The 22477-nt window shown below is 67.5% G+C and carries 23 protein-coding genes; 10 read left to right on the top strand and 13 right to left on the bottom strand.

Translation table 11 applies throughout. From position 1 onward, the window contains the following. Positions 1-40: 40 nt before the first annotated feature. The 7 genes from AT700_RS18550 to AT700_RS18520 all read right to left on the bottom strand — a co-directional run bounded on the left by AT700_RS18550 (position 41) and on the right by AT700_RS18520 (position 8214). On the bottom strand, positions 41-1942 hold the full coding sequence (locus AT700_RS18550; protein WP_003115580.1) for a sensor histidine kinase: 1902 nt from the start codon (positions 1940-1942) through the stop codon (positions 41-43). A gap of 95 nt (positions 1943-2037) precedes the next feature. Beyond that, positions 2038-3126: an asparaginase gene (locus AT700_RS18545; protein WP_003104093.1), complete on the bottom strand. Its 1089-nt coding sequence runs from the start codon at positions 3124-3126 to the stop codon at positions 2038-2040. An 85-nt stretch (positions 3127-3211) separates the two neighbouring features. Then, positions 3212-4885, bottom strand: coding sequence for a gamma-glutamyltransferase (ggt, locus tag AT700_RS18540; protein ID WP_033941805.1), 1674 nt, complete (start codon positions 4883-4885; stop codon positions 3212-3214). A gap of 76 nt (positions 4886-4961) precedes the next feature. Further along, the gene (locus AT700_RS18535) at positions 4962-5696 is read right to left on the bottom strand and encodes an amino acid ABC transporter ATP-binding protein (RefSeq protein WP_003082761.1); all 735 of its coding nucleotides are present in this window, start codon (positions 5694-5696) and stop codon (positions 4962-4964) included. Continuing rightward, positions 5693-6361 carry an amino acid ABC transporter permease gene (locus tag AT700_RS18530; protein ID WP_003082765.1) on the bottom strand — a complete coding sequence of 223 codons (669 nt, stop codon included), beginning with the start codon at positions 6359-6361 and terminating at the stop codon, positions 5693-5695. The genes AT700_RS18535 and AT700_RS18530 overlap by 4 nt, the downstream gene beginning before the upstream one ends. Beyond that, entirely contained in the window at positions 6358-7104 is a 747-nt protein-coding gene (locus tag AT700_RS18525; protein WP_003082767.1) for an amino acid ABC transporter permease, read from the bottom strand. Before AT700_RS18525 ends, AT700_RS18530 begins: the two co-directional genes overlap by 4 nt. 201 nt (positions 7105-7305) lie before the next feature. Then, on the bottom strand, positions 7306-8214 hold the full coding sequence (locus tag AT700_RS18520; protein ID WP_003124984.1) for a glutamate/aspartate ABC transporter substrate-binding protein: 909 nt from the start codon (positions 8212-8214) through the stop codon (positions 7306-7308). A 451-nt stretch (positions 8215-8665) separates the two neighbouring features. Here AT700_RS18520 and pagP point away from each other — a divergent pair, with 451 nt between their 5' ends. The 3 genes from pagP to AT700_RS18505 all read left to right on the top strand — a co-directional run bounded on the left by pagP (position 8666) and on the right by AT700_RS18505 (position 11787). Beyond that, positions 8666-9124, top strand: a complete 459-nt coding sequence (pagP, locus tag AT700_RS18515; protein ID WP_003082771.1) for a palmitoyltransferase PagP — start codon at positions 8666-8668, stop codon at positions 9122-9124. A 95-nt stretch (positions 9125-9219) separates the two neighbouring features. Beyond that, complete coding sequence (locus AT700_RS18510) at positions 9220-10014, top strand: SDR family NAD(P)-dependent oxidoreductase (RefSeq protein ID WP_048521194.1); 795 nt, start codon at positions 9220-9222, stop codon at positions 10012-10014. A 183-nt stretch (positions 10015-10197) separates the two neighbouring features. Further along, positions 10198-11787, top strand: coding sequence for a RimK family protein (locus tag AT700_RS18505; protein ID WP_078801539.1), 1590 nt, complete (start codon positions 10198-10200; stop codon positions 11785-11787). A 10-nt stretch (positions 11788-11797) separates the two neighbouring features. Here AT700_RS18505 and AT700_RS18500 read toward each other — a convergent pair whose 3' ends face one another. Both AT700_RS18500 and AT700_RS18495 read right to left on the bottom strand, forming a co-directional pair. After that, a complete protein-coding gene (locus AT700_RS18500) occupies positions 11798-13363 on the bottom strand; it encodes an aminotransferase class I/II-fold pyridoxal phosphate-dependent enzyme (RefSeq protein ID WP_003159884.1) in 1566 nt (521 codons plus the stop codon). Positions 13364-13428: 65 nt separating this feature from the next. Then, on the bottom strand, positions 13429-14121 hold the full coding sequence (locus AT700_RS18495) for a helix-turn-helix transcriptional regulator (protein WP_003082787.1): 693 nt from the start codon (positions 14119-14121) through the stop codon (positions 13429-13431). A gap of 434 nt (positions 14122-14555) precedes the next feature. Between AT700_RS18495 and AT700_RS30305 the strand changes: the two genes are divergently transcribed. From AT700_RS30305 to AT700_RS18475, 4 genes are all read left to right on the top strand, one after another. After that, positions 14556-14894, top strand: coding sequence for a hypothetical protein (locus AT700_RS30305; protein WP_003112384.1), 339 nt, complete (start codon positions 14556-14558; stop codon positions 14892-14894). 182 nt (positions 14895-15076) lie between these two features. Next, positions 15077-15427 (top strand): YciI family protein, encoded by a 351-nt coding sequence (locus AT700_RS18485; protein WP_003449526.1) that lies wholly within the window; start codon positions 15077-15079, stop codon positions 15425-15427. 174 nt (positions 15428-15601) lie between these two features. Then, on the top strand, positions 15602-16351 hold the full coding sequence (locus AT700_RS18480) for a DUF899 domain-containing protein (RefSeq protein ID WP_003123008.1): 750 nt from the start codon (positions 15602-15604) through the stop codon (positions 16349-16351). A 17-nt stretch (positions 16352-16368) separates the two neighbouring features. Further along, positions 16369-17592, top strand: a complete 1224-nt coding sequence (locus AT700_RS18475) for an RNA polymerase sigma factor (RefSeq protein WP_048521192.1) — start codon at positions 16369-16371, stop codon at positions 17590-17592. A gap of 7 nt (positions 17593-17599) precedes the next feature. Here the strand turns inward: AT700_RS18475 and AT700_RS18470 are convergent, their stop codons facing one another. From AT700_RS18470 to AT700_RS18460, 3 genes are all read right to left on the bottom strand, one after another. Then, entirely contained in the window at positions 17600-18811 is a 1212-nt protein-coding gene (locus tag AT700_RS18470) for an MFS transporter (RefSeq protein ID WP_003082806.1), read from the bottom strand. Between the two features lie 169 nt (positions 18812-18980). Further along, entirely contained in the window at positions 18981-19394 is a 414-nt protein-coding gene (locus AT700_RS18465; protein ID WP_003082839.1) for a VOC family protein, read from the bottom strand. Positions 19395-19430: 36 nt separating this feature from the next. Then, positions 19431-19856: a YciI family protein gene (locus tag AT700_RS18460; RefSeq protein WP_033941486.1), complete on the bottom strand. Its 426-nt coding sequence runs from the start codon at positions 19854-19856 to the stop codon at positions 19431-19433. A gap of 257 nt (positions 19857-20113) precedes the next feature. Between AT700_RS18460 and AT700_RS18455 the strand changes: the two genes are divergently transcribed. The 3 genes from AT700_RS18455 (at position 20114) to AT700_RS18445 (ending at position 22057) form a co-directional block, all read left to right on the top strand. Beyond that, the gene (locus AT700_RS18455; protein ID WP_003086912.1) at positions 20114-20383 is read left to right on the top strand and encodes a MoaD/ThiS family protein; all 270 of its coding nucleotides are present in this window, start codon (positions 20114-20116) and stop codon (positions 20381-20383) included. Positions 20384-20405: 22 nt separating this feature from the next. Next, positions 20406-21512 (top strand): WD40/YVTN/BNR-like repeat-containing protein, encoded by a 1107-nt coding sequence (locus AT700_RS18450; RefSeq protein ID WP_048521191.1) that lies wholly within the window; start codon positions 20406-20408, stop codon positions 21510-21512. A gap of 68 nt (positions 21513-21580) precedes the next feature. Further along, positions 21581-22057 (top strand): YbaK/EbsC family protein, encoded by a 477-nt coding sequence (locus AT700_RS18445; RefSeq protein WP_003086914.1) that lies wholly within the window; start codon positions 21581-21583, stop codon positions 22055-22057. A 15-nt stretch (positions 22058-22072) separates the two neighbouring features. On the opposite strand, the gene AT700_RS18440 is transcribed toward AT700_RS18445, so the two are convergent. Next, on the bottom strand, positions 22073-22471 hold the full coding sequence (locus tag AT700_RS18440) for a VOC family protein (RefSeq protein WP_003106807.1): 399 nt from the start codon (positions 22469-22471) through the stop codon (positions 22073-22075). Between the last annotated feature and the right edge of the window lie 6 nt (positions 22472-22477).

Raw genomic sequence — 22477 nt, 5'->3', positions numbered from 1 at the left:
TGCGGATCGTCTTCGACGATCAGGACGGAAAGCGGCTCGTTCATCGGGCGGGACTCGCAGTCGGGGAATCGGGAACCAGGGACAGGCTCAGCTCGAAGGCGGTTCCGCCGCTTTCGGGGTGCTGCACGCTGAGGCTGCCGCCGGCGGCGGTGGCCAGGCTGGCCGAGAGGGTCAGGCCGAGGCCCAGGCCATGTTCGCCGGGCTTGGTGGTGAAGAAGGGTTCGAACAGGTGGACGCGCGCCGCCGGCGGGATACCGGGGCCGTTGTCGCGCACGCGCAGGACGTAGCGCTCCTCCTCGCGCCGGCCTTCCAGCCAGAGCTGGCGGTCGGCCTGCCCGCTCATGGCGTCGAGGGCGTTGGCCAGCAGGTTGACCAGGATCTGTTCCAGGCGGGTCTGGTCGATGCCCAGGCGCACGTCGTCGAAATGCCGGTGCAGGGTCGGCGGGTCCTGCTCCAGGCGCCCGTGCAGGATCAGCAGCGCCGCGTCCACCGCCTTGGCCAGGCTGGCCTGGCCGGCGTCGTCGCTGCGCCGGGCGAAGGCACGCAGGCTGGCGGTGATGCGGCCCATGCGGTCGACCAGTTCGTTGATGGTGGCGAGGTTGGTGCTGGCGGTCTCCAGCTTGCCGCGCTGGAGGAAGCGCACGGTGTTGCCGGACAGCGTACGCAGCGCCGCCAGCGGTTGGTTGAGTTCGTGGGCGATGCTGGTGGACATCTGCCCGATCACCGCCAGCTTGCCGGCCTGGACCAGTTCGTCCTGGGCCTTGCGCAGGGTGTCCTCGGCCTGCTGGCGCTCGTGGATCTCGGCGGTCAGGCGTGCGTTGCTGGCCTGCAGGTCGGCGGTACGTTCGGCGATCTTCACTTCCAGCTCGCCGTTGGCCCGTTGCAGCGCCTCGCGCGCGGCGAGGCGGGTGGCGAGTACCTTGCGCCGCTCGTTCCAGGCGATCAGCAGGAATGCCAGGAGGGCGAAACCGATGGCGGCCAGCATGCCGTTGCGTACCGCGTCGCGGCGCAGGTCTTCCAGCGGGCTGAGCAGGGTCAGGTTCCACGGTGTGTCGTTCAGCGCGCGGGTCTGCGCCAGGTAGGTGACCGCTTCGCCGCGCGGATGCTGCTCATCGGCGGGGAAGCTGAGCTTCTCCACACCGGCGGCCAGCGGCTCGCGCTGCAGCGGTTGCCACTCGTTCAGCGCCCACCAGTAGTACTGCATGCTGCGCGCCAGGCGCTCCTTGTCGTCGGCGCTCAGGGAGCGCACCGCCTTCAGGCGCAGGGCGGGGTTGCTGGAGAGGATGATGATGCCGTTCTCGTCGCTGACGAAGGCTTCCAGGCGCGCCTTCTCCCAGCGTTCCTCGAGGGCGTCCATCTTCACCTTGACCACCGCCACGCCGATGATCCGGCCGCCGTGGACCAGGCCGTGGGCCAGGTAGTAGCCCGGCTCGCCGCGGGTGCTGCCGATGCCGTAGAAGCGGCCCGGCTTGCCCTTCATCGCGTCCTGCCAGTAGGCGCGGAACGACAGGTCCTCGCCGAGGTAGCTGTCCGGGTCGCTCCAGTTGCTGGTGGCCAGGACCCGGCCGTTGGTGTCCAGCAGGTACACCGCGCGGCTGCCGGCGCGGCGGTTGAGGCCTTCGAGGTAGGCGTTGACCTGGTTGCGCCGGTATGGCGTCGGGTCGGTGAGCAGGTGACTGACGCTGCGCTCCAGCTCCAGCAGGCTGGGCAGGTAGGTGTACTTGCTGATCTCGCTCTCGACCGTCCGCGCATGCAGCTCCAGCTGGCGTTCGCCATTCTCGGCGAGGGCACGGATGCCGGCGCTCTCGCTGATCCGGTAGCCGCCGTAGCCGAAGCCGAGCATCAGCAGGAGCAGGGGAATGGGGAGCAGCAACTGGCGGACGAGGCGGGGCTTCACGGTCAGTGACGGAGGTACGCTGCAGGGCGGGTCGGGGGATTCCATCACAGTCGTCGCGGCTAGGCCAGCCCGCCGCCACGATGGGCGGCGGAGCGGGCGGTTTTCCGGCACGGCCGGCAGGCGGCGCCGGAAGGGTTCACTCAGTATTCCCAGAAGATCCGTTGCAGCTCCTTGCTGTCCTGGGTCTTGGTCATCGCGACCGCGGCCAGGATGCGCGCCTTCTGCGGGTTCAGGTCGTGGGCGACGATCCAGTCGTTCTTGTCGTCCGGCTGCTCGGCGTTGCGCAGGACGAAGCCGCCGGCATTGACGTGCGAGGAGCGGATGATCTGCACGCCCTGCTTGCGCAGTTCCTGCAGGGTCGGCACCACGCGCGCGGGCACCGAGCCGTTGCCGGTGCCGGCATGGATGATCGCCTTGGCGCCCGCCTGGGCCAGGGCCTTGTAGGCGGTGTCGCTGACGTTGCCGTAGCTGTAGGCGATTTCCACCGGAGCCAGCGCGGAGATCTGCTTGATGTCGAACTCGGAGTTCACCGTGTGCCGCTTCACCGGTGCGCGGAACCAGTAGCTCTTGCCCTCGACCACCATGCCCAGCGGGCCCCACGGGCTCTTGAACGCTTCGGTCTTGATGTTGACCATCTTGCTCGCGTCGCGGCCGGAGAGGATCTCGTCGTTCATGGTGATCAGCACGCCCTTGCCGCGTGCCGACTTGTCGCCGGCCACCGCCACGGCGTTGTACAGGTTGAGCATGCCGTCGGCGGACATCGCGGTGCCCGGGCGCATCGAGCCGACCACCACGATAGGCTTCTCGGTGTGCTCGACCAGGGTCAGGAAGTAGGCGGTCTCTTCCAGGGTGTCGGTACCGTGGGTGATCACGATGCCGTCGACGTCGTCGCTATCGGCCAGCTTGGCGACGGTCTTGCCCAGTTCCAGCAGGTTCTCGTTGGTGAAGCTTTCCGAGGCGATCTGGAACACCTGTTCGCCGCGGACGTTGGCGATGTCCTTGAGCTGCGGCACGCTGGCCAGCAACTGGTCGACCGGCACCTTGGCGGCGGTGTAGGTGGCGCTGTTGGCGGCGCTGGCGCCGGCGCCGGCGATGGTGCCGCCGGTGGCCAGGATGACCACGTTGGACAGTTTCTGTTGCGGTGCGACTTCCTTGGCCTGGGCGGCCTGCGGCAGCAGGAGCATCAGGGCCATAACACCGGGGGCGAACGCGTGGAGCAATGGCTTCATGGCGATATCTCGTGTCGGTAGGTTGGTAGGGTTATCGTCGTTGCACGCAATCAGGCGCGGGCGGCGTCGGCCGCCCGCCGTCCTGTCAGGGTTTCACCACCAGGCCGACGCCGCGGCCACGGGGATCGGAGGCGGTCTCCAGGGCCTTGCCGTCGACGCGGATGGCCTGGATATCGCCCATGTTCCAGCCCTGGTCCTCCAGGGTGTAGCCCATCGCCTTCAGCTCCTCGGCGACCTTGCCGGCGAGCGGCGCGTAGGCGTCGTAGTAGATCGTGTCCTTGGGCAGCAACTGGTGGTGCACGCGCTGCGCGGCCACGGCCTTCTCCAGCGGCAGGTGGAAGTCGTAGATGTTGTTCAGCACCTGGAAGATCGAGGTGAAGATCCGCGAGCCGCCGGGAGTGCCGACCACCAGGCTGACCTTGCCGTCGCGGGTGACGATGCTCGGGCTCATCGAGGAGAGCATGCGCTTGCCCGGCTCGATGGCATTGGCGTCGCTGCCGACCACGCCGAAGGCGTTGGCCACGCCCGGTTTGGCGCTGAAGTCGTCCATCTCGTCGTTGAGCAGGAAGCCAGCGCCCTTGACCACCACGCCGCTGCCGAAGTCCCAGTTGAGGGTGTAGGTGTTGCTCACCGCGTTGCCGTCGGCGTCGACGATGGAGAAGTGCGTTGTCTGGTGCGGCTCCAGGCCGGGACGGACCTTCTCGGTCGGCGAGATCGCCGTCGGATTGACCTCGGCGGCACGCTGCTTCAGGTATGCCGGATCGGTCAGGCGCGCCACCGGGACCTTGGAGAAGTCCGGGTCGCCGAGGTAGTCGGCGCGGTCGGCGAACACGCGTTTCTCGATCTCCGCCAGCAGGTGGATGTAGCGCGCGGAGTTCAGCTCGACGCCCTTGAAGTCGGCGGCACGGTTTTCCTTGATGCCCAGCAACTGGGCCAGGGCGATCCCGCCGGAGCTTGGCAGCGGCGCGGTATAGAGCGTGTTGCCCTGCCAGTCGACGCGCATCGGTTCGCGCCACCTGACCTTGTAGTCGGCGAGGTCCTGGTGGGTGATCAGTCCCTTGTCCTGCTGCATCTGTGCCACCAGCAGGTCGGCGGTATGGCCTTTGTAGAACTCGTCCGGGCCCTTGTCGGCGATACGCTCCAGGGTCTTCGCCAGGTCCGGCTGGAGGAACGCCTCGCCGGCCTTCATGTGGCCGAAGTAGTCGCCGAAGTTGGTCTTGCCGTTGAACAGGGCGACGGCGTCCTGGCGGTACTGGAACTGCTTGTCGGCGACCTTGAAGCCCTTTTGCGCGTAGCCGATGGCCGGGGTCAGCAGCTCGCTCCAGGGCAGCTTGCCGAACCGCTTGTGGGCTTCCCAGAGGCCCATCACGGTGCCCGGCACGCCGGCGGCCTTGGCGCCGACCAGGCTGAGGTTCTCGATCACCTCGCCCTTGTCGTCCAGGTACATGGTCTTGCTCGCGGCCTTCGGCGCCACCTCGCGGTAGTCGAGGAAGTACGGCTTGTCGTCCATGTACAGGGTCATGAAGCCGCCGCCGCCGATGTTGCCGGCCTCGGGGTAGGTGACCGCCAGGGTGAAGGCGGTGGCCACCGCGGCGTCCACCGCGTTGCCGCCGGCCTTGAGGATCTGCGCGGCGACCTTGGCGCCGTACTCGTCGGGCGCGGCGACGGCGCCGCCGTCGAGCGTGGCGGCGAAGGCCGAGGAGGATGCGGCGGCAATGGCGACGCCGAGGGACAGGGTTCTGAAGAGCACAGGTTGCATGGGCTTTCCCTATTTATTGTTATCGCAGGCGAGGGTGGAGCAGGCCCCGCCGGGCGGGCCGGCGAGGGCGGGTACATCAGTGCGGGAGGATCTTGGCGAGGAACTGCTGGGCACGTTCGGAGCGGGCGCTGACGTCGCCGAAGAACTCCTCCTTCTCGCAGTCTTCCACGATCTGCCCGCGGTCCATGAAGATCACCCGGTTGGCGACCTTGCGCGCGAAGCCCATCTCGTGGGTCACGCACATCATGGTCATGCCTTCGTGGGCCAGCTGGACCATCACGTCGAGCACTTCGTTGACCATTTCCGGGTCGAGCGCCGAGGTCGGCTCGTCGAACAGCATCACCACCGGGTCCATCGCCAGCGCGCGGGCGATCGCCACGCGCTGCTGCTGGCCGCCGGAGAGCTGGCCGGGGTGCTTGTGCGCGTGCTCCTTGAGACCGACGCGCTCGAGCAGGGCCAGGCCCTTCTTGGTGGCTTCTTCCTTGCTGCGGCCGAGTACCTTGATCTGCGCGATGGTCAGGTTCTCGGTGATGCTCAGGTGGGGAAACAGCTCGAAATGCTGGAACACCATGCCGACCCGCGAGCGCAGCTTGGGCAGGTTGGTCTTCGGATCGGCGATGGAGGTGCCGTCGACGACGATGTCGCCCTTCTGGAAGGGTTCCAGTGCGTTGACGCACTTGATCAGGGTCGACTTGCCCGAGCCCGACGGCCCGCAGACCACCACCACTTCGCCTTTCGCAACCTCGGTGGAGCAGTCGGTCAGGACCTGGAAGTCGCCATACCACTTGCTGACATTCTTGATGGAAATCATACGGTTAACCTTTTCTGCAGACGTTTGACGGCGAACGAGGCGGTGAAGCTTACGACGAAGTAGACCAGGCCGGCGAAAATCAGGAACTCGTTGGCCTGGCCGATGATGTCGCCGCGCGAACGGGCCGAATTGAGGAAGTCCATCAGGCCGACGGTATAGACCAGCGAGGTGTCCTGGAACAGGATGATGCTCTGTTGCAGCAGCAGCGGGGTCATCTTGCGGAACGCCTGCGGCAGGATCACCAGGCGCATGGTCTGCCCGTAGGTCATGCCCAGTGCCTGGGCGGCGCCCATCTGGCCTTTCGGGATGGCCTGGATGCCGGCGCGGACGATCTCGCAGTAGTAGGCCGCCTCGAACATCATGAAGGCCACCAGGCAGGAGGTGAACGCCCCCACCGGGGTGTCCTCGCCGGTGATCCAGCGCAGGATGAAGGGCACCGCGAAGTAGAACCAGGTGATCACCAGCAGCAGCGGGATCGAGCGGAAGTAGTTGACGTAGAAGCCGGCGATGTTCGACAGCAACTTGCTGTGCGACAGCCGCATCAGCGCCAGCACGGTACCCAGCGCGACGCCGCCGAGGACGCCGAGGACCATCAGCTTGAGGGTCATCAGCATGCCTTCCCAGAGGCTCGGCAGGGCGGGAACGATTCCACTGAAGTCCATCATTTACCTCCTACGGAGATCAGGCCCGGTACGGCGACCTTTCTCTCCACCAGGCGCATGATCAGCATCAGGCTCATGTTCAGCGTGAAGTAGATCAGCGTGGCCAGGGTGAAGGCCTCGAACAGGTTGGCGGAGAACTCGGCGGTCTGCTTGGTCTGCGCCAGCAGCTCCATCAGGCCGATCAGCGACGCCACCGAGGAGTTCTTGAAGATGTTGAGGAACTCCGAGGTCAGCGGCGGGATGATGATCCGGAAGGCCTGCGGCAGCAGCACGTGGCGGTAGATCTGCGGCAGGCGGAAGCCCATCGCGCGGGCCGCCGAGGTCTGCCCGTAGGGCAGCGCCTGGATGCCGGTGCGCACCTGCTCGCAGACCCGCGCGGCGGTGAACAGGCCGAGGCAGACGACCACGCTGAGGTAGGCCGAGGTAGTCGGGTTGAGGTCCTGCTTGAACCAGGTCTGCAGGCCCTCGGGCAGCAGGTCGGGTACCAGGAAGTACCAGATGAACAGCTGCACCAGCAGCGGCACGTTGCGGAAGATTTCCACGTAGGCGGTGGCGATCCCCGATACCAGGCGGTTCGGCACGGTGCGCATGACGCCGAGCAGCGAGCCCAGCGCCAGGGCGATGATCCAGCCGACCAGGGCGATGGCGATGGTCCAGCCCAGACCGGCGATGTACCAGTCGAGGTAGGTTTCGCTGCCGATCCCGGTGGACTTGAAGAACACGCCCCAGTCCCAGTTGTAATTCATGTTGGGGTTTCCCCTCGGTTCAATCGGTTGCAGACACTGGCGGGGAAGGCAGGCGCCGGCGCGGCCGTGCGGGCCGGCGGCGCTGCTCTTCCGGGGGAGACGGCTGGGGAGGGGCAGGCCCTCCCGCGTCCCCGAGGCCCCGCCGCGAGGCGGGGGCGACGCGCGAAGCGCTGGCGCTCCGGGAGGAACGCCAGGCGCTCGTTACATCTGCTCGGCGGCCTTGTCGGTCGGGCTGGCGATCAGCTTCTTCAGCTCTTCGCTCATGGGGAAGTTGAGGTTCAGGCCCTTCGGCGGGATCGGCTGGGTGAACCACTTGTCGTAGATCTTGTTGACCTCGCCGGAGGCGTAGGTATCGGTGATGGCCTTGTCGACCACTTTCTTGAACGCCGCGTCGCCCTTGCGCACCATGCAGCCGTAGATCTCGAAGGACTGCGGGGTGCCGCCGACGACCCAGTCGTCCGGCTTCTTGGCCTTGGCCATTTCGCCGTAGAGCAGCGCGTCGTCCATCATGAAGGCCACCGCGCGGCCGGATTCGAGCATCATGAAGGACTCGCCGTGGTCCTTGGCGGAGATGATGTTCATGCCCATCTTCTTGTCCGCGTTCATGGCCTTGAGCAGGCGCTCGGAGGTGGTGCCGGCGGTGGTCACCACGTTCTTGCCCTTGAGGTCGTCGAAGTCCTTGATGTTGGCGGTCTTCTTCGACAGCAGGCGGGTGCCGACCTCGAAGATGCCGACGGAGAAGTCGACCTGCTTCTGGCGCTCTTCGTTGTTGGTGGTGGAGCCGCACTCGATGTCCACGGTGCCGTTCTGCACCAGCGGGATGCGGGTCTGCGAGGTGACCAGGTTATAGCGGACCTTCAGCTCGGGGAGGTTGAGTTCCTTCTTCACCGCCTCGACCACTTTCAGTTGCAGGTCGTGGGAGTAGCCGATCGGCTTGCCCGGCTCGGTGCCGAGGTAGGAGAAGGGAATCGAAGCGTCACGGTGACCGAGGGTGATGGTGCCGGTGTCCTTGATCTTCTTCAGCGTGCCGGTGAGCTCGTCAGCGACGACCGGAGCGGACAACAGAGCGGCCACGATGGCGGTGCTCAGCAGACTGGGAGCGATACGCATGAATTTCTTCCTCGACTTGTTTTGATTTTTATTGAGCCGCGAGCGCCTGGCCTCTCCGGGACAGGGTGTTTCGCGGTTTTCCCCGGCGGGGGAAGCCACGAGAGTATCGTGCTTGCCGAACAGTGTAGTGGCAGGATGCATGCCAGCTTATGAAATCCGGTTTTTTTTAGCCTAACCGTTTGAAAGTAAAAGAAATTAAATTTGGATGAAAATGCCCCGAAATGGCCTTTCGTCCGCTCTTCCGAATATTTTCGGGGCATGGCGTTCGGTTTTCCGAACGTTTCGCCGACGTCCGTTCTTGAGCCATTCCGGGGTTTTCTGACGGTTCGTTCAGAAATTGTTCAGGCTTCGTTCAGGCCCGATTCAGGCCGGGTTCAGCAGAATTCACGCTGCGAGGCGCAAGCCGTCACGTCTTGCCTTCCTTCCCTGGCGACGGCCGCCTGGAGTCCACATGCGCTATCTCATCCTCAGCCTGCTGGCCGTGCTCGCCGCACCTGCCTGGGCTGCCGACGACGGCGACTTCTGGTACCTGCAGACCAGCGTCTACACCCGGCATTTCAACCCGGACCCTGAACACAACAATCACCAGGACCTGCTCGGCCTCGAATACAACCGCGCCGATGGCGTGCTGGCCGGCGGTGCGACCTTCCGCAACTCGTTCAGCCAGCGCTCCAACTACGCCTACCTGGGCAAGCGTTTCGACAGTGACAGCTACCCGGTCTACCTGAAGCTCACCGGCGGCCTGTTGCAGGGCTATCGCGGCGAATACCGCGACAAGATCCCGCTGAACCGCTTCGGCGTCGCGCCGGCGATCATCCCCTCGGTGGGCGTTCGCTTCGGCCCGCTGGGCAGCGAGCTGGTGCTGCTCGGCAATTCGGCGGCGATGATCAACCTCGGCCTGCGTCTCTGAGGCCAGGAACGGGCACGGAACGCTGGCTGGTCTAGGCTGTCGTCTGTTCCCCGAGCCGCGTTCCTGAGCGGTTCGTCACTCGACAGGAGACTCCCATGCAGATCGATCTGAGCGACAAACTGGCAATCGTCAGCGGTTCCACCGCCGGCATCGGCTTCGCCATCGCCAGCGGCCTCGCCGCCGCCGGCGCCACCGTGGTGGTCAACGGACGCAGCCAGGCGGCGGTGGACCGTGCGATCGCGGCGATCCGGAACGACCAGCCGGATGCCAGGGTGCGCGGCGTCGCCGGCGACCTGGGCACGGCGGAAGGCTGCGCGGCTTTCGTTGCGGCCGAGCCGAAGGCGGACATCCTGGTCAACAACCTGGGCATCTTCGAGCTGAAGGACTTCTTCGACATCGAGGACGCCGAGTGGAGCCGCTTCTTCGAGGTCAACGTGATGTCCGGGGTGCGCCTGGCCCGCGCCTACGTCCCGGGAATGGTCGAGCGCGGTTGGGGGCGAGTGGTGTTCCTGTCTTCGGAATCGGCGTTGAACATCCCGGCGGACATGATCCACTACGGCTTCAGCAAGACCGCCAACCTCTCGGTGTCGCGCGGCCTGGCCAAGCGCCTGGCCGGCACCGGGGTGACGGTGAATGCGGTGCTGCCCGGACCGACCCTCACCGAAGGCGTCGCCGAGATGCTCCGCGAGGATGCGCAGAAGGCCGGGCAGAGCATAGAAGAGGCCGGCACCGCCTTTGTCCGGCAGCACCGTTCCAGTTCGATCATCCAGCGCCTGGCGACGCCCGAGGAAGTCTCCAACCTGGTGGTCTACACCTGCTCGACCCAGGCCTCGGCGACCACCGGCGCGGCCCTGCGGGTCGACGGCGGGGTGCTCGACAGCCTGGCCTGACGAGCGCGCAACGCCAGCGTAAAAATGCTCCTCGGCACTCGCGGCGCGGTGCCCGGCGGCCCTGGCCGGTTGCCGCGCCGGCGTCTGGCGGCGGCGCTCGTAAAGCTTGCGTAACGAGGCGCGACAGGAGGCGCCGGCAGGTCTAGAACGGCAGGTACCGTCATTCAGAGGATACCGCCACTCATGTCAGCAGCCTCGTTAGCCACCCTCGACGGGTCGCTCCGCATGACCCCCGTCGAGCAACCCCGACCGCCGGCTCTCGCCGACCTCGGCAGCCGCCTGATGATCGTCGTCGAGCGACGCGAGGACTGGGCCTCCTACCTGCCCAGCGAGGAAGTACTCACCGCCCAGGAATACCTCGAGCAATCGGCGCGCGACCACGGCGGCCGCCGCGTGCAGGTGATCAACCTGTGCCGCGGCTACAAGTACCTCGGCCTCGGCTACTACTGTTCGCTGCTGGCCGAGGCCCGTGGCCACCGGGTGATCCCGTCGCTGCGCTGCATCAGCGAACTGGCTCGCAAGTCGGTGTACGGGCTGGCCCTGGGTGGCCTCGACAAGGCCCTGGACAAGGCGCTGTGCCGTACGCCCTATGGCGCCACCGACGGCTTCACCCTGACCCTGTATTTCGGCCATACCGAGTTCGAGCTGCTGGCCGACCTCGCCCGCCAGTTGTTCGAAGCCTTTCCCTGTCCGATCCTGCTGGTGGAGTTCCGTCGCCAGCAGGGCTGGCATATCGAGGGCGTGCGCCCTGGCGTGCTGAACCGCCTGCGCAGCGACCAGGAGGATGTCTTCGCCGACGCCCTCGACGGTTTCAGCCGGCGCGCCTGGCGCATGCCGCGTTCGCGGCGGGTGGCACGCTACGACATGGCGATCCTCCACGATCCCGACGAAGCGCTGCCGCCGTCCAACCCGCAGGCGCTGGCCAACTTCGTACGGGTCGGCGCCAGCCTCGGCATCGACGTCGAACTGATCGGACGCAAGGACTACGCGCGCCTGGCCGAGTTCGACGCCCTGCTGATCCGCGAGACCACCCGGGTCGACCACCATACCTATCGCTTCGCCGAGAAGGCCGAGCGCGAAGGCCTGGTGGTGATGGACGACCCGGCATCGATCCTGCGCTGCACCAACAAGGTCTACCTGGCCGACCTGCTTGGTTGCCGGCAACTGGGCATGCCGCTCACCGAGATCCTCTACAAGGAACGCCCGCAGGACTGGCAGCGGGTGGCCCGGCGCCTGGGCTTCCCGCTGGTGCTGAAGATTCCCGATGGCTGCTTCTCCCGTGGCGTGGTCAAGGTCAACGACGACAGCGAACTGCTGGCGGCGGCGAGCGAGCTGTTCGAGCGCTCGGTCCTGTTGCTGGCCCAGGAGTTCTTCTACACCGAGTACGACTGGCGCATCGGCGTGCTCGACCGCCAACCGCTGTACGCCTGCCAGTACTTCATGTCGCGCGGCCACTGGCAGATCTACAACCACAAGGCCGACGGCCAGGACGTCAACGGCGAGTGCCGCGCCGTGCCGCTGGAGCAGGTGCCGCCGGCGGTGCTGGAGCTGGCCCTGGAGGCCGCCGGGCTGATCGGCGACGGCCTCTACGGGGTGGACCTGAAGCAGGCCGGCGACAAGGTGCTGGTCATCGAGGTCAACGACAACCCGAATATCGATGCCGGCGTCGAGGACGGCCAGCTCGGCGACGAACTCTACCGGCGCATCCTCCAGGCCTTCGTCCAGCGCCTGGAACTCAAGCACCGTGGCCAGTTGAGCAAGGCGCTGCGCTGAACGGCGCGCCTCAGTCCGGCCGGCGCGTGGCCAGGCGCAGGCCGGAGCCGCGGGCGAGGGCTGCCGGCCTGACGCAACGGACCCGGTAGCGGCCGCGCTCATCGATCTCGATGCCCTGCAACTCGGGAGCGAAACCGGGAAAGTGCTCGCCGAAGGCCTGCAAGGCCAGCAGGTAGTCGATCAGCGCCGGTGATTCCTCGGCCACCCGTTCGCCGGGCAACAGCAGCGGCGTGGCCGCCGGATGGACGCCGACCAGGCTGGCGACCACACGGCCGCCGAGCCTGTCGATCGCCACCGCTTCGGTTTCGTCCCTGACCAGGTGCCCATAGACCGTGGCCGGCGCCAGCGCGGCGTGGCCGGCAGCCCTGGCGGCGGCGTCGGCGAGGGCGGTCAGGTGCAGCCGCAGGCTGGCTTCGTGGATCATCGCGCAGAGTTCGCGCAGGCCGATGTAGCGGTACAGCGGCGAGCTGTCGAGCAACTCCGGCAACACCTGCTTCAGCGGCGCATCGTCGTCGTGCCGGCGTTTGAATTCGCACAGCCTGTCCACCAGCGGCTGCGCGTGTTCCGCCCTGGCGCCCTGGGGAAACAGCAGCAGGAAGCGATAGTCGCCGGTGCGCAACGGGGCGATGCCGTGCCGGCGCAGGTAGCGGCAGACCACCGCGGCGGGTACTCCGAAGCTGGCCGGGCGACCGCGCGAATCGAGGCCGGGGGCGCTCAGGGCGACGCGCAGCGGGTCCAGCCGAGGACTGCTGTCGAGTGTCTCGGCGAGCCCGTGCCAGCGCTTCGCCGGCGTCTCCCGGCCGGCCTCGATGCCAGGCCCCGGGTTGCCCCGCAGTATCTCGAAGAACCACGTATCGCCATCCTCCCTGGCGAGCCGCGCAGCGGCTTCCCAGAGCGCCCGGCGAAAGGCCTCGGCGATGTCGCCGGCGTGCGCCGCCGGGGCTCCTGCGGACGTCTTGCGGTAGGCCGTGGAGAGGTCGTTCAGCGGTGTCGCCAGGCGCTCCGCGGTGCTCCCCGAGCCGATCCGCCACTGCTTGGCCGGCGCCAAGTCGAGGCGTGCGCGGCCGTTGTAGCGGGCGCTCACCGGCGTGCGCGGGACCGGCGGGGCATAGTCGCGCAGCCGCCTGGGGCCTGCCGGGGCGCGCCATTCGCGCAGGTCGCTGTCGATGCGCTCGGCGATGAAGCGTGCGGGGCCGGCGGCCAGGTTGAAGCATCCCTGGGCCTCGTCCAGTAGCTGGCTGGACAACTGCTCGATGCGCAGTTGACGAAACAACAGGAACAGCGGGATGGACGGCGCGACCTGGCGGAGTTCATCGAGGGCCGCCAATTGTGCGGCCTCGTTCTCGCCTGTCGGCTCCGCGACGAGCAGGAGGATGCCGGCGGGGTGCGCGGCGTTGCCGAGAAAATCCAGGGCGACCTTGCGGCTTGGCGCCTGGAAGAGCCGATAGCCGCGTATTTCCAGTTGTCGACAAAGCTCGGAAAGACGATTCGCATCATTGGCCGCGTTTATGTTGGAAGTGACGAGTATTGAATGACGCGAAGGATTGTTTCGAGACATGCTGTTGTCCTTGTCCATTCGAACCGCTCGGTTTCGCCGGCAAAAGCGTCGCCCGGCACGCCGAAGGCTCTCGCGAGGCGCGACTAGTGATTGATGATGTACTTGGCGCTGGCGAAGGTCGGCGGGATATAGAAGTTCCACTTCTTTTGCCGGGCGAGTGCCTTGAAGGCGCCGATGCAACTGCAACCGACCTTCTGGAAGATGTTGCTCTTGTGAAACTTGACGGTACTCAGGGAGCGGCTGATCTGTTCGGCTATTTCTTTTTCCGAGAGACCGGAAAGCAGCAGGTAGATCACGTCCCATTCGCGCGAGGTGAACAACTCCGAGGGGGGCGTGAAGGTGAAGGTACCGATGCCGTCGGTGGCGATGAAGCCGCGCGGGGCGACCGAGGTCAGGGTCTTGGCATGGGCGATCACCCCGGTGCGGTTGCCGCGCCGGTCATACAGCGGCATGCGCTCGAAGTACAGGCAGCAGGGCGCCGGATGGTCGTCCGGCCTGAGCAGCGCCAGGGCCTCGATGCGCTTGCCGGTCTGGATGACCAGCTTGTCGTGCTCTTCGATGCTGGCACTGAAGGGGGACAGCAGGGAGTTCTTCTGGCCGAACCGCGGGGTGATCAGTTCGGTATAGCGACGATTGACATAGACGAAGTTGAGACAGTTGTCTTTCACACTCCAGGCCTCTTCGCTCTGCTCCCAGGAAATGATCAGTTCGATGGGAATGTGCACCGACATGTGGTGAGTCATGTCCAGCAGCTTTTCGATATCCAATAGCGTCATTGGCTACTCCACTCATTTACATGTGGGCGGGTCTTTGAATGGAAGAAAGATGGCGAGGCGAGTGCGTGCCGGGATGTTCGTTGGGACCTGCGGAAGTTTCTCTGGCAAGTGCTATCTTCTTTTCGGTGGCGTTCGACTCCTGCGTCTGCGAAGTGTTACCGGAGCAACTACGCCGGGGCGCAATTCGATTTCAGGTTATATCCGCGACCTCATGCCCAGGCTGTACTTTTGATCGAGTTTTTTTGCGCTGTTCTAATAGGGGGCGGGCGCGTTGTTCGAAAAGTCGATTGACAGCTGACGGAGGTGGCCAGGGTCCTATCGAACAATTCCAGGAGTTCCCTTTTTCCAATGCGCGATGCCACCGGTCCGTACTTCGCTCGCCGGGGCCGTTGCGCGGCTATGGTGGAAGTCCCGAGGCCTATCGAGGCTTTGTCATGTCGCGTGTGCTTTTCCTGCTCCTGGCCATGGTGCTCGCCGGCCTGGGCCAACCGACCCTCGCCGCGCCCCTGCCGGACGAGCTGCCGGCAGCGTTGCCCGCCGCGCCGCCGGTCGCGCCGTTGCCCATGGGCAGCGCGCCACAGCCGCAACCGGAGGCCGCCGAGCCGGACCTGCCGGGCAGCGACGCGGCCAGCGCCGACGGGGAGGCGACCACCAAGGACGGCTTGAAGATCGGCAACGGCAGTCTCCGCCTGCGCCAGGACGATCCCGGGCCGACCCGGGAAAGCCCGCTGCGCGATCCCCGCCTGAATCCCTACGCACCGCGTCAGCCCTGACCGACGGCCCGCGCCCGGTGGTCGGGCGGGTCTAGGCTTGTGCTGCGGTCGGCGGCGTTCCACGGCGAGCGCCGACCGTTCGTCCGCGCCGCGGGCTTTTTTCCCCGCCACTGTCGAAAGGCGCCCTCGCCGGGCGACTACCGAACGAACGGATCGTCGATCCGCACCAGGAGCCCACCGCCATGAAATACCTCTGCCTGATCTATTTCGACGAAGCGAAGCTGGCCGCCGTGCCGGCCGAGGAGCTTGCCGCCATCGTCGACGAGTGCATGACCTACTCCGACCAGTTGGGCAAGGCCGGCCACTACATCGCCTCGCACGCCCTGCAGTCGGTGCAGGCCGCCACCACCCTGCGCCACCAGGGCGGGCGGCTGGCGATGACCGACGGGCCGTTCGCCGAGACCAAGGAGCAACTCGGCGGCTTCTACCTGATCGAGGCGCGCGACCTCAACCAGGCCCTGCAGATCGCCGCGAAGATTCCGCCGGGACGGCTCGGCTGCGTCGAGGTGCGACCGGTCAAGGAATGGGAGTGAGGGCGCCCGGCGCCGGAGGTGAAGCATGTGCCCCCTGTGCATCGCATCCCTGTCCCTGCTGTGCGCCGGCGGCGCTTCGCTGGCCGGCTTCGCCCTGGCGACCGGGCGCCGGCGCCGCTGGCGGAACGACCCCGGGCAGGCTGGAAAACCGAGAATTTCCGTGGAGAATCGGCAATGAATCCTTCTTTGCAGGACCACCCGGTGAGCAGCCGGGAACAATGGCTGGACGCCCGTCGCCGCCTGCTGGCGCGGGAAAAGCAACTCACCCGCCTGCGCGACCAGGTCGCCGCCGAACGACGCGAACTGCCCTGGGTCAGGGTGGACAAGGACTACCGCTTCCAGGGCGAGCGCGGTGAGCGTTCGCTGGCCGAGTTGTTCGGCGGCAATAGCCAGCTAATCGTCTACCACTTCATGTTCGCGCCGGGCTGGAGCGAAGGCTGCGTCGGCTGTTCGTTCCTCGCCGACCACATCGACGGCGCCAACCGGCACCTGGCGCACCACGACGTCAGCCTGGTGGCGGTATCGCGCGCGCCCCTGGAAGAGTTCCAGGCGTTCCGCCGGCGCATGGGCTGGCGTTTCGACTGGTACTCCTCGTACGGCAGCGATTTCAACCGTGACTTCGGGGTGTCCTTCGACAAGGCGCAACTGGCCGCCGGCAGCGTCGACTACAACTACCAGCCGACCCCCGACGCCGGCGAGGAAATGCCGGGTGCCAGCGTGTTCCTGCGCAATCCGGCGGGCGAGGTGTTCCACACCTATTCGGCCTATGCGCGCGGCCTCGACGTCCTGCTCACCACCTACACCTTCCTCGACCTGACGCCCAAGGGGCGCAACGAGGACGCGATCATGGACTGGCTGCGTCACCACGACCGCTACGACGAGGCGCCGAAAAGCGCCTGCTGCCACGCGCAGGCCAGCCATTGAGGGAGCACGGCGAGCCGTTGCGCAGCCGCATCGAGGCGCTGTACCGCGAGGAGTCGCGGCGCGTGCTGGCGACCCTGATCCGCCTGCTCGGCGATTTCGAGCTGGCCGAGGAAGCCTTGCACGACGCCTTCATCGCCGCCGTCGAGCAGTGGCCGCGCGACGGTATCCCGCGCAACCCGCGCGCCTGGCTGGTTTCCGCCGGGCGCTTCAAGGCCATCGACAACCTGCGCCGGCGAGCGCGCTTCGACGCCTCGCAGCGGCTGCTCGCCGAGCAACTGGAAGAGCAGGCCGAGGCGCCGGCGGAGGAGGGCGATGCGGTGGAAGACGACCGGCTACGCCTGATCTTCACCTGCTGCCACCCGGCGCTGACCCCCGAGGCACAGGTGGCGCTGACCCTGCGCGAGGTCTGCGACCTGCGCACCGAGGAGATCGCCCGCGCCTTCCTCGCCGCGCCCAGCGCCATCGCCCAACGCATCGTGCGGGCCAAGAACAAGATCCGCGAGGCCCGGATTCCCTACCAGGTACCGACCCTGGAGGAACTCCCCGAGCGGCTGGGCAACGTCCTGCAAGTGATCTACCTGGTGTTCAACGAGGGCTACTCGGCCTCCACCGGCACCAGCCTGACCCGCGCCGATCTCAGCGGCGAGGCGATCCGCGTCGGCCGCCTGCTGGTCGAACTGCTGCCCGACCCCGAGGCCCTCGGCCTGCTCGCCCTGATGTTGCTGCACGACTCGCGGCGCCAGGCGCGGATCTCGGCCAGCGGCGAACTGGTGCGGCTCGACGAGCAGGACCGCGCTCTGTGGGATCGTGGATTGATCGTCGAGGGGCTCGGCCTGGTCGAGCGGGCCCTGGCCAGCCGCCGCGTCGGGCCCTACACCCTGCAGGCGGCGATCGTTGCGGTGCATGCCCAGGCGCCGCGCGCCGAGGACACCGACTGGGCACGGATCGTCGCCCTCTACGACGCGCTGCTGTACCTGGCGCCGTCGCCGGTGGTCGAACTCAACCGCGCCGTGGCCTTGGCCATGCGCGATGGCGTCGAGGTCGGGCTGGCCGTGGTCGATGCGTTGCTGGCGCGAGGTGAACTGGCCGATTACCACCTGGCGCACTCGGCGCGTGCCGACTTCTGCCGCCGTCTCGGTCGCCGCCGCGAGGCCCGCGAGGCCTACCGCGCGGCGCTGGCCCTGGCGCGCCAGGAGCCGGAGCGGCGCTTCATCGAGCAGCGCCTGCGCGAACTCGATTGAAGCCGGCTCAGGCGCCGTTGGCGCAGGCCGTACGCGCTTCGCCGCCAACGCCACGGGTGAACCACCAGAACGCCAGGGCCGCCAGGCTGATCGCCGCGCCGAGCAGGCTCACCGCGTCCCAGCCGGCCCAGGCGTACATGGCGGTGCCGGCGCTGGCGCCGAGGCCGCTGCCGGCGGCGTAGAACAGCATGTAGCAACCCACCAGGCGGCTGTGGGCGCGCGGGTCGATGGCGAAGACCAGGCTCTGGTTGAGCACATGGATCGCCTGGCCGGCGAGATCGAGCAGCAGCACGCCGAGAATCAGCGCCGCCAGCGAATGCGCGCCGAGGGCGAGCGGCAGCCAGGACAGCAGCAACAGCAGCAGGGCGCCGCCGCTGAGCGCCTGGGCGTGGCCGCGATCGGCCAGGCTGCCGGCCCGCGCCGCGCCCAGCGCGCCGAGCGCGCCGACCAGGCCGAAGGCGCCGATGGCGCTGTGCGACAGCGAATGCGGCGGCGCGCCGAGCAGCAATACCAGGCTGCTCCAGAACACCCCGAAGGCGGCGAACATCAACAGCCCGAGCAGGCCGCGCACCTGCAGCACGCGCTGGCTCGCCAGCAGGTCGAACATCGAGCCGAGCAGTTGCCGGTAGGTCAGCCCCAGTTCGTTGCTCGGCGCCGCCGGCAGTACCCGCCAGAGCAGCAGGCCGAGCCCGCCCATGCTCGCTGCCGAGACCAGGTAGACGCTGCGCCAGCCGCCGAGGTCGGCGAGCAGCCCGGCCAGGCTGCGCGCCAGCAGCAGGCCGATCACCACGCCGCCCTGCGCCGCGCCGACCACCCGCCCGCGCTCGCCAGGCGCCGCCAGCGCCGCGGCGTAGGCCAGCAGTCCCTGGGTCATGGCGGTGCCGAGCAGGCCCAGTCCGAGCAGCCCCAGCGCCAGGCCGAGGGTATCGCCGGCGAAGCCCACCAGCAGCAGCGACAGCACCAGCAGCAGGAGCTGGACGAACATCAGCCGGCGCCGCTCCAGCAGGTCGCCCAGCGGCACCACCAGCAGCAGCGCCAGGGCGCAACCGGCCTGGGTCGCGCCGAACAGCAGGCCGACCCCGGCCTGGCCGATGGCGAACTCGGCACCGAGGACGTCCAGCAGCGGCTGGGCGTAATAGACGTTGGCCACGCTGAGACCGCAGGCGACGGCGAACAGCAGCACCAGCGCGGAGGGGAGGGAGGATGGCGAGGATGGCATGCGAAGCGCTCCGTAAGGTTTCAATATGAAACTAAAGCGGAGGCTAGGAATTTTGGTTTTAAAATGCAACCTAAATTATCGCAGCAGTGCGTCTATCGATCGCGACTCGCGCACAGCGGAACGCGGGCCCGCCGCCGATTCACCTGGCGGCGGGCCCGCGTAGCGGACGCTACCGGTCCTGCTCGCAGTTGACCATCCAGGCCACGCCGAAGCGGTCGGTGAACATGCCGAAGCTCGCCGCCCAGAAGGTCGGGCCCAGCGGCATCTGGACCGAGCCGCCCTCGGCGAGGGCGTTGAACAGGCGCTCGGCCTCGGCCTTGCTGTCGACGTTGAGGCTGATGGAACAGCCCTTGATGCCTTCGTAGGGATAGGCCGGGTGATTGTCCGAGGCCATCAGGGCGAAGCTGCCGACCACCAGCCGTGCGTGCATGATCTTGTCTTTCCAGTCGGCCGGGATGTCGCCGCACTCGGGGCTGTCGCCGAACGGCAGCATGGCCTCCAGGGTGCCGCCCAGGTGCTGGTGGTAGCAGCTGAAGGCCTCCCGGCAATTACCGTTGAAGATCAGGTAGGGGACGATTTGCATGGCGCTTTCCTCGTTCTTGGCGGAGTGCGGGGCGGTTCAGTTGCGTTTTTCCAGCTCGGCGCGCAGGCGCTCCTCGCGGTCGCGCAGTTCCGGGGTGAACTCCTCGCCGAAGTCCTCGGCCTCGAAGACCTGGCGGATCTCGATCTCGGATTCGCCGTCGAATGGGTTCGGGCATCGCTTGACCCACTCGATGGCCTCTTCCAGGGAGGCCACCTGGAACATCCAGAAACCGGCGATCAGCTCGCGGGTCTCGGCGAAGGGGCCGTCGATCACCGTCCGCGCGTTGCCGGAGAAACGCACCCGGGCGCCCTTGGCGCTGGGCTGTAGCCCTTCGCCGGCGAGCATCACCCCGGCCTTGACCAGTTCCTCGTTGTAGCGGCCCATCGCCGCGAGCAGTTCCTCGCTGGGCATCTCGCCGGCTTCGGAAGCCTGGGTGGCCTTGACGATCACCATGAATCTCATCTGCGTTCTCCTTGTTGTTCTGCGCAATGACGGCCCGTTCTGGCCCGCCTCCCGAACTGGTCGAACGGCGGGCCGGCGGATCGACAGGCGACGGCGGTTTTTTCGCTGGCCGGGGCAGTATAGGAGGCCCGCGCCGAGCGGCCGGGATGGCCGACGAGCGTCGCTGCGGAGTGTGCCGACCGCTGGGCGGGCCGCGCCAGCCGTGGCCTGCAGGGCTTCTACACTGTTCCAGCAGAGCCATTTTCGCGAGCCTCGGCATGCCCCGTATCGTCTTCGCCCCGGCCATCCAGCGGCACGTCGCCATGCCCGCGCTGGATGTCGGCGCCGCCACCGTCGCCGCCGCCTTGCAGGCGGCCTTCGCCCGCGAGCCGCGCCTGCGCGGCTACCTGCTCGACGACCAGGGCAGCCTGCGCCGGCATGTGGCGCTGTTCGTCGATGGCGTGCAGGTCCGCGATCGCCGGGGATTGGGCGATCCGCTCCAAGACGATAGCGAGATCTACGTGGTGCAGGCGCTGAGCGGCGGTTGACCATGACAGAGGAGGACATCCGGTGAGCGAGCGACTCTATGTCGGCACCCGCAAGGGCCTGTTCGAGCTGCGGCGCAACGCGGTGGGCCAGTGGCTGCCGATGGCCAGCCACTTCCTCGGCGAGCCGTTGAGCATGCTCCTCGCCGACCCGCGCGACGGCGCGCTCTACGCGGCGCTGAACCTCGGCCATTTCGGCGTCAAGCTGTGGCGTCGCGACGCCGGCGCGACGGACTGGATGGAATGCGCGGTGCCGGTCTATCCGCCGCAGCCGCCAGCGGCCGAACCGCTGGAAGGCCAGGCGGCGGAGCCACCCTGGTCGCTACAGCAGTTGTGGATCCTCGAGCCAGGCGGCGCCGACCGGCCCGGCACGCTGTGGGCCGGGACCATCCCCGGCGGCCTGTTCCGCTCCGACGACCGTGGCGCCAGCTGGCGCCTCAACCGCGAACTCTGGGAACGACCCGAGCGCGCCCAGTGGTTCGGCGGCGGCTACGACCATCCCGGCATCCATTCCATCTGCGTCGACCCACGCGACAGTCGCCACCTCACCGTCGCGGTGTCCTGCGGCGGCGTCTGGCAGAGCCACGACGACGGCCGCAGCTGGACCTGCACCACCAAAGGCATGCGCGCCGACTACATGCCGCCGGAGCAGAGCGAGGAGGCGGCGATCCAGGACCCGCACCGCCTGGTGCAGTGCCAGGCGCGCCCGGAGTTCCTCTGGGTGCAGCACCACAACGGCATCTTCCGTTCCCGCGACGGCGGCCTGCATTGGCAGGGCGTGGTCGCCGAGCCGTCCAGCTTCGGCTTCGCCGTCGCCGTGCATCCGCGGCAGCCGGACACGGCCTGGTTCGTCCCGGCGACCAAGGACGAATGCCGCATTCCCAGGGACGCCCGTTTCGTGGTCACCCGCACCCGCGACGGTGGCCGCAGCTTCGAGACCCTCGAGCGCGGCCTGCCCGACGGCCCGGCCTACGACCTGGTCTACCGCCACGGCCTGGACATCGACCCCAGCGGCGAGCGCCTGGCCATGGGCTCGACCACCGGCGGCCTGTGGCTCAGCGAGAACGGCGGGGAGGACTGGCAGCAGCTCTCCGCCAACCTGCCGCCGATCTACTGCGTGCGCTTCGCCTGAGCGCGCGGCGCTGGACAGCCTCGGCGTGCTTGCATAAGTTCGTGGGTTTTCGCCAAGGAGCCCACCCCATGAGCCTCGAATCCGTCCGGCGGTTCTTCGCCGAGAAAGCCCCGGACCTGCGCATCATCGAGCTGGAAACCAGCACCGCCACCGTCGCCCTGGCCGCCGAGGCCCATGGCGTGGAGCCGGGGCGGATCGCCAAGACCCTGTCGCTGCGGGTCGGCGAGCGCACCGTTCTGGTAGTGGCGCGCGGCGACGCGCGGCTGGACAACCGCAAGATCAAGGCCGCCTTCGGCGGCAAGGCGAAGATGCTCGGCGCCGAGGACGTGGTCGAGCTGACCGGGCACCCGGTCGGCGGAGTCTGCCCGTTCGGCCTGGCGACGCCGCTGGCGGTGTACTGCGACGTCTCGCTGCAAGCCTTCGACGAAGTGCTTCCGGCCGCCGGGGCGGTGCACAGCGCGGTCCGCATCGCCCCGCAACGGATGGCCGAGCTGGTGGATGCGCAGTGGGTCGATGTGTGCCAGGAAGTCCTCCAGGAAGCCTGACGGCAACTGCCGGGCTCAGGCCAGATTGAGCTGCCAGGACACCCCGAAGCGGTCGGCCAGCCAGGCGAAACGCTGGCTGAAGCCGTAGTCGCCGAGCGGCATCAGGGCCTTGCCGCCGTCGCTCAGGGCCTCGGCCAGGCGCTCGATCTGCGCGTTGCTCTCGCAGTCGACGAAGAAGGAGAACGCCGGGGTGAAATCGAAGGCGTGCCGCACATGGCTGTCGATGCAATGCACGCTCTGGTCGCCGAGGCGGAACAGCGCCTTCAGCACCGAGCCCTCCGGGCCCGGCCCCTCGGCGCCGTAGCGCTGGATCTGGAGGATCTCGGCGTCGTCGAACAGCGACAGGTAGAAGTTCATGGCCGCCTCGGCCTGGACCCCCTGGAACATCAGGAAGGGTCGTACGCGTGCGCTCATCGCGGT

The organism is Pseudomonas aeruginosa, assembly GCF_001457615.1.
In the GTDB taxonomy this organism is placed as follows: domain Bacteria; phylum Pseudomonadota; class Gammaproteobacteria; order Pseudomonadales; family Pseudomonadaceae; genus Pseudomonas; species Pseudomonas aeruginosa.
The sequence above is the reverse complement of the archived record's forward strand: the minus strand, read 5'-3'. Positions and strand labels throughout refer to the sequence as shown.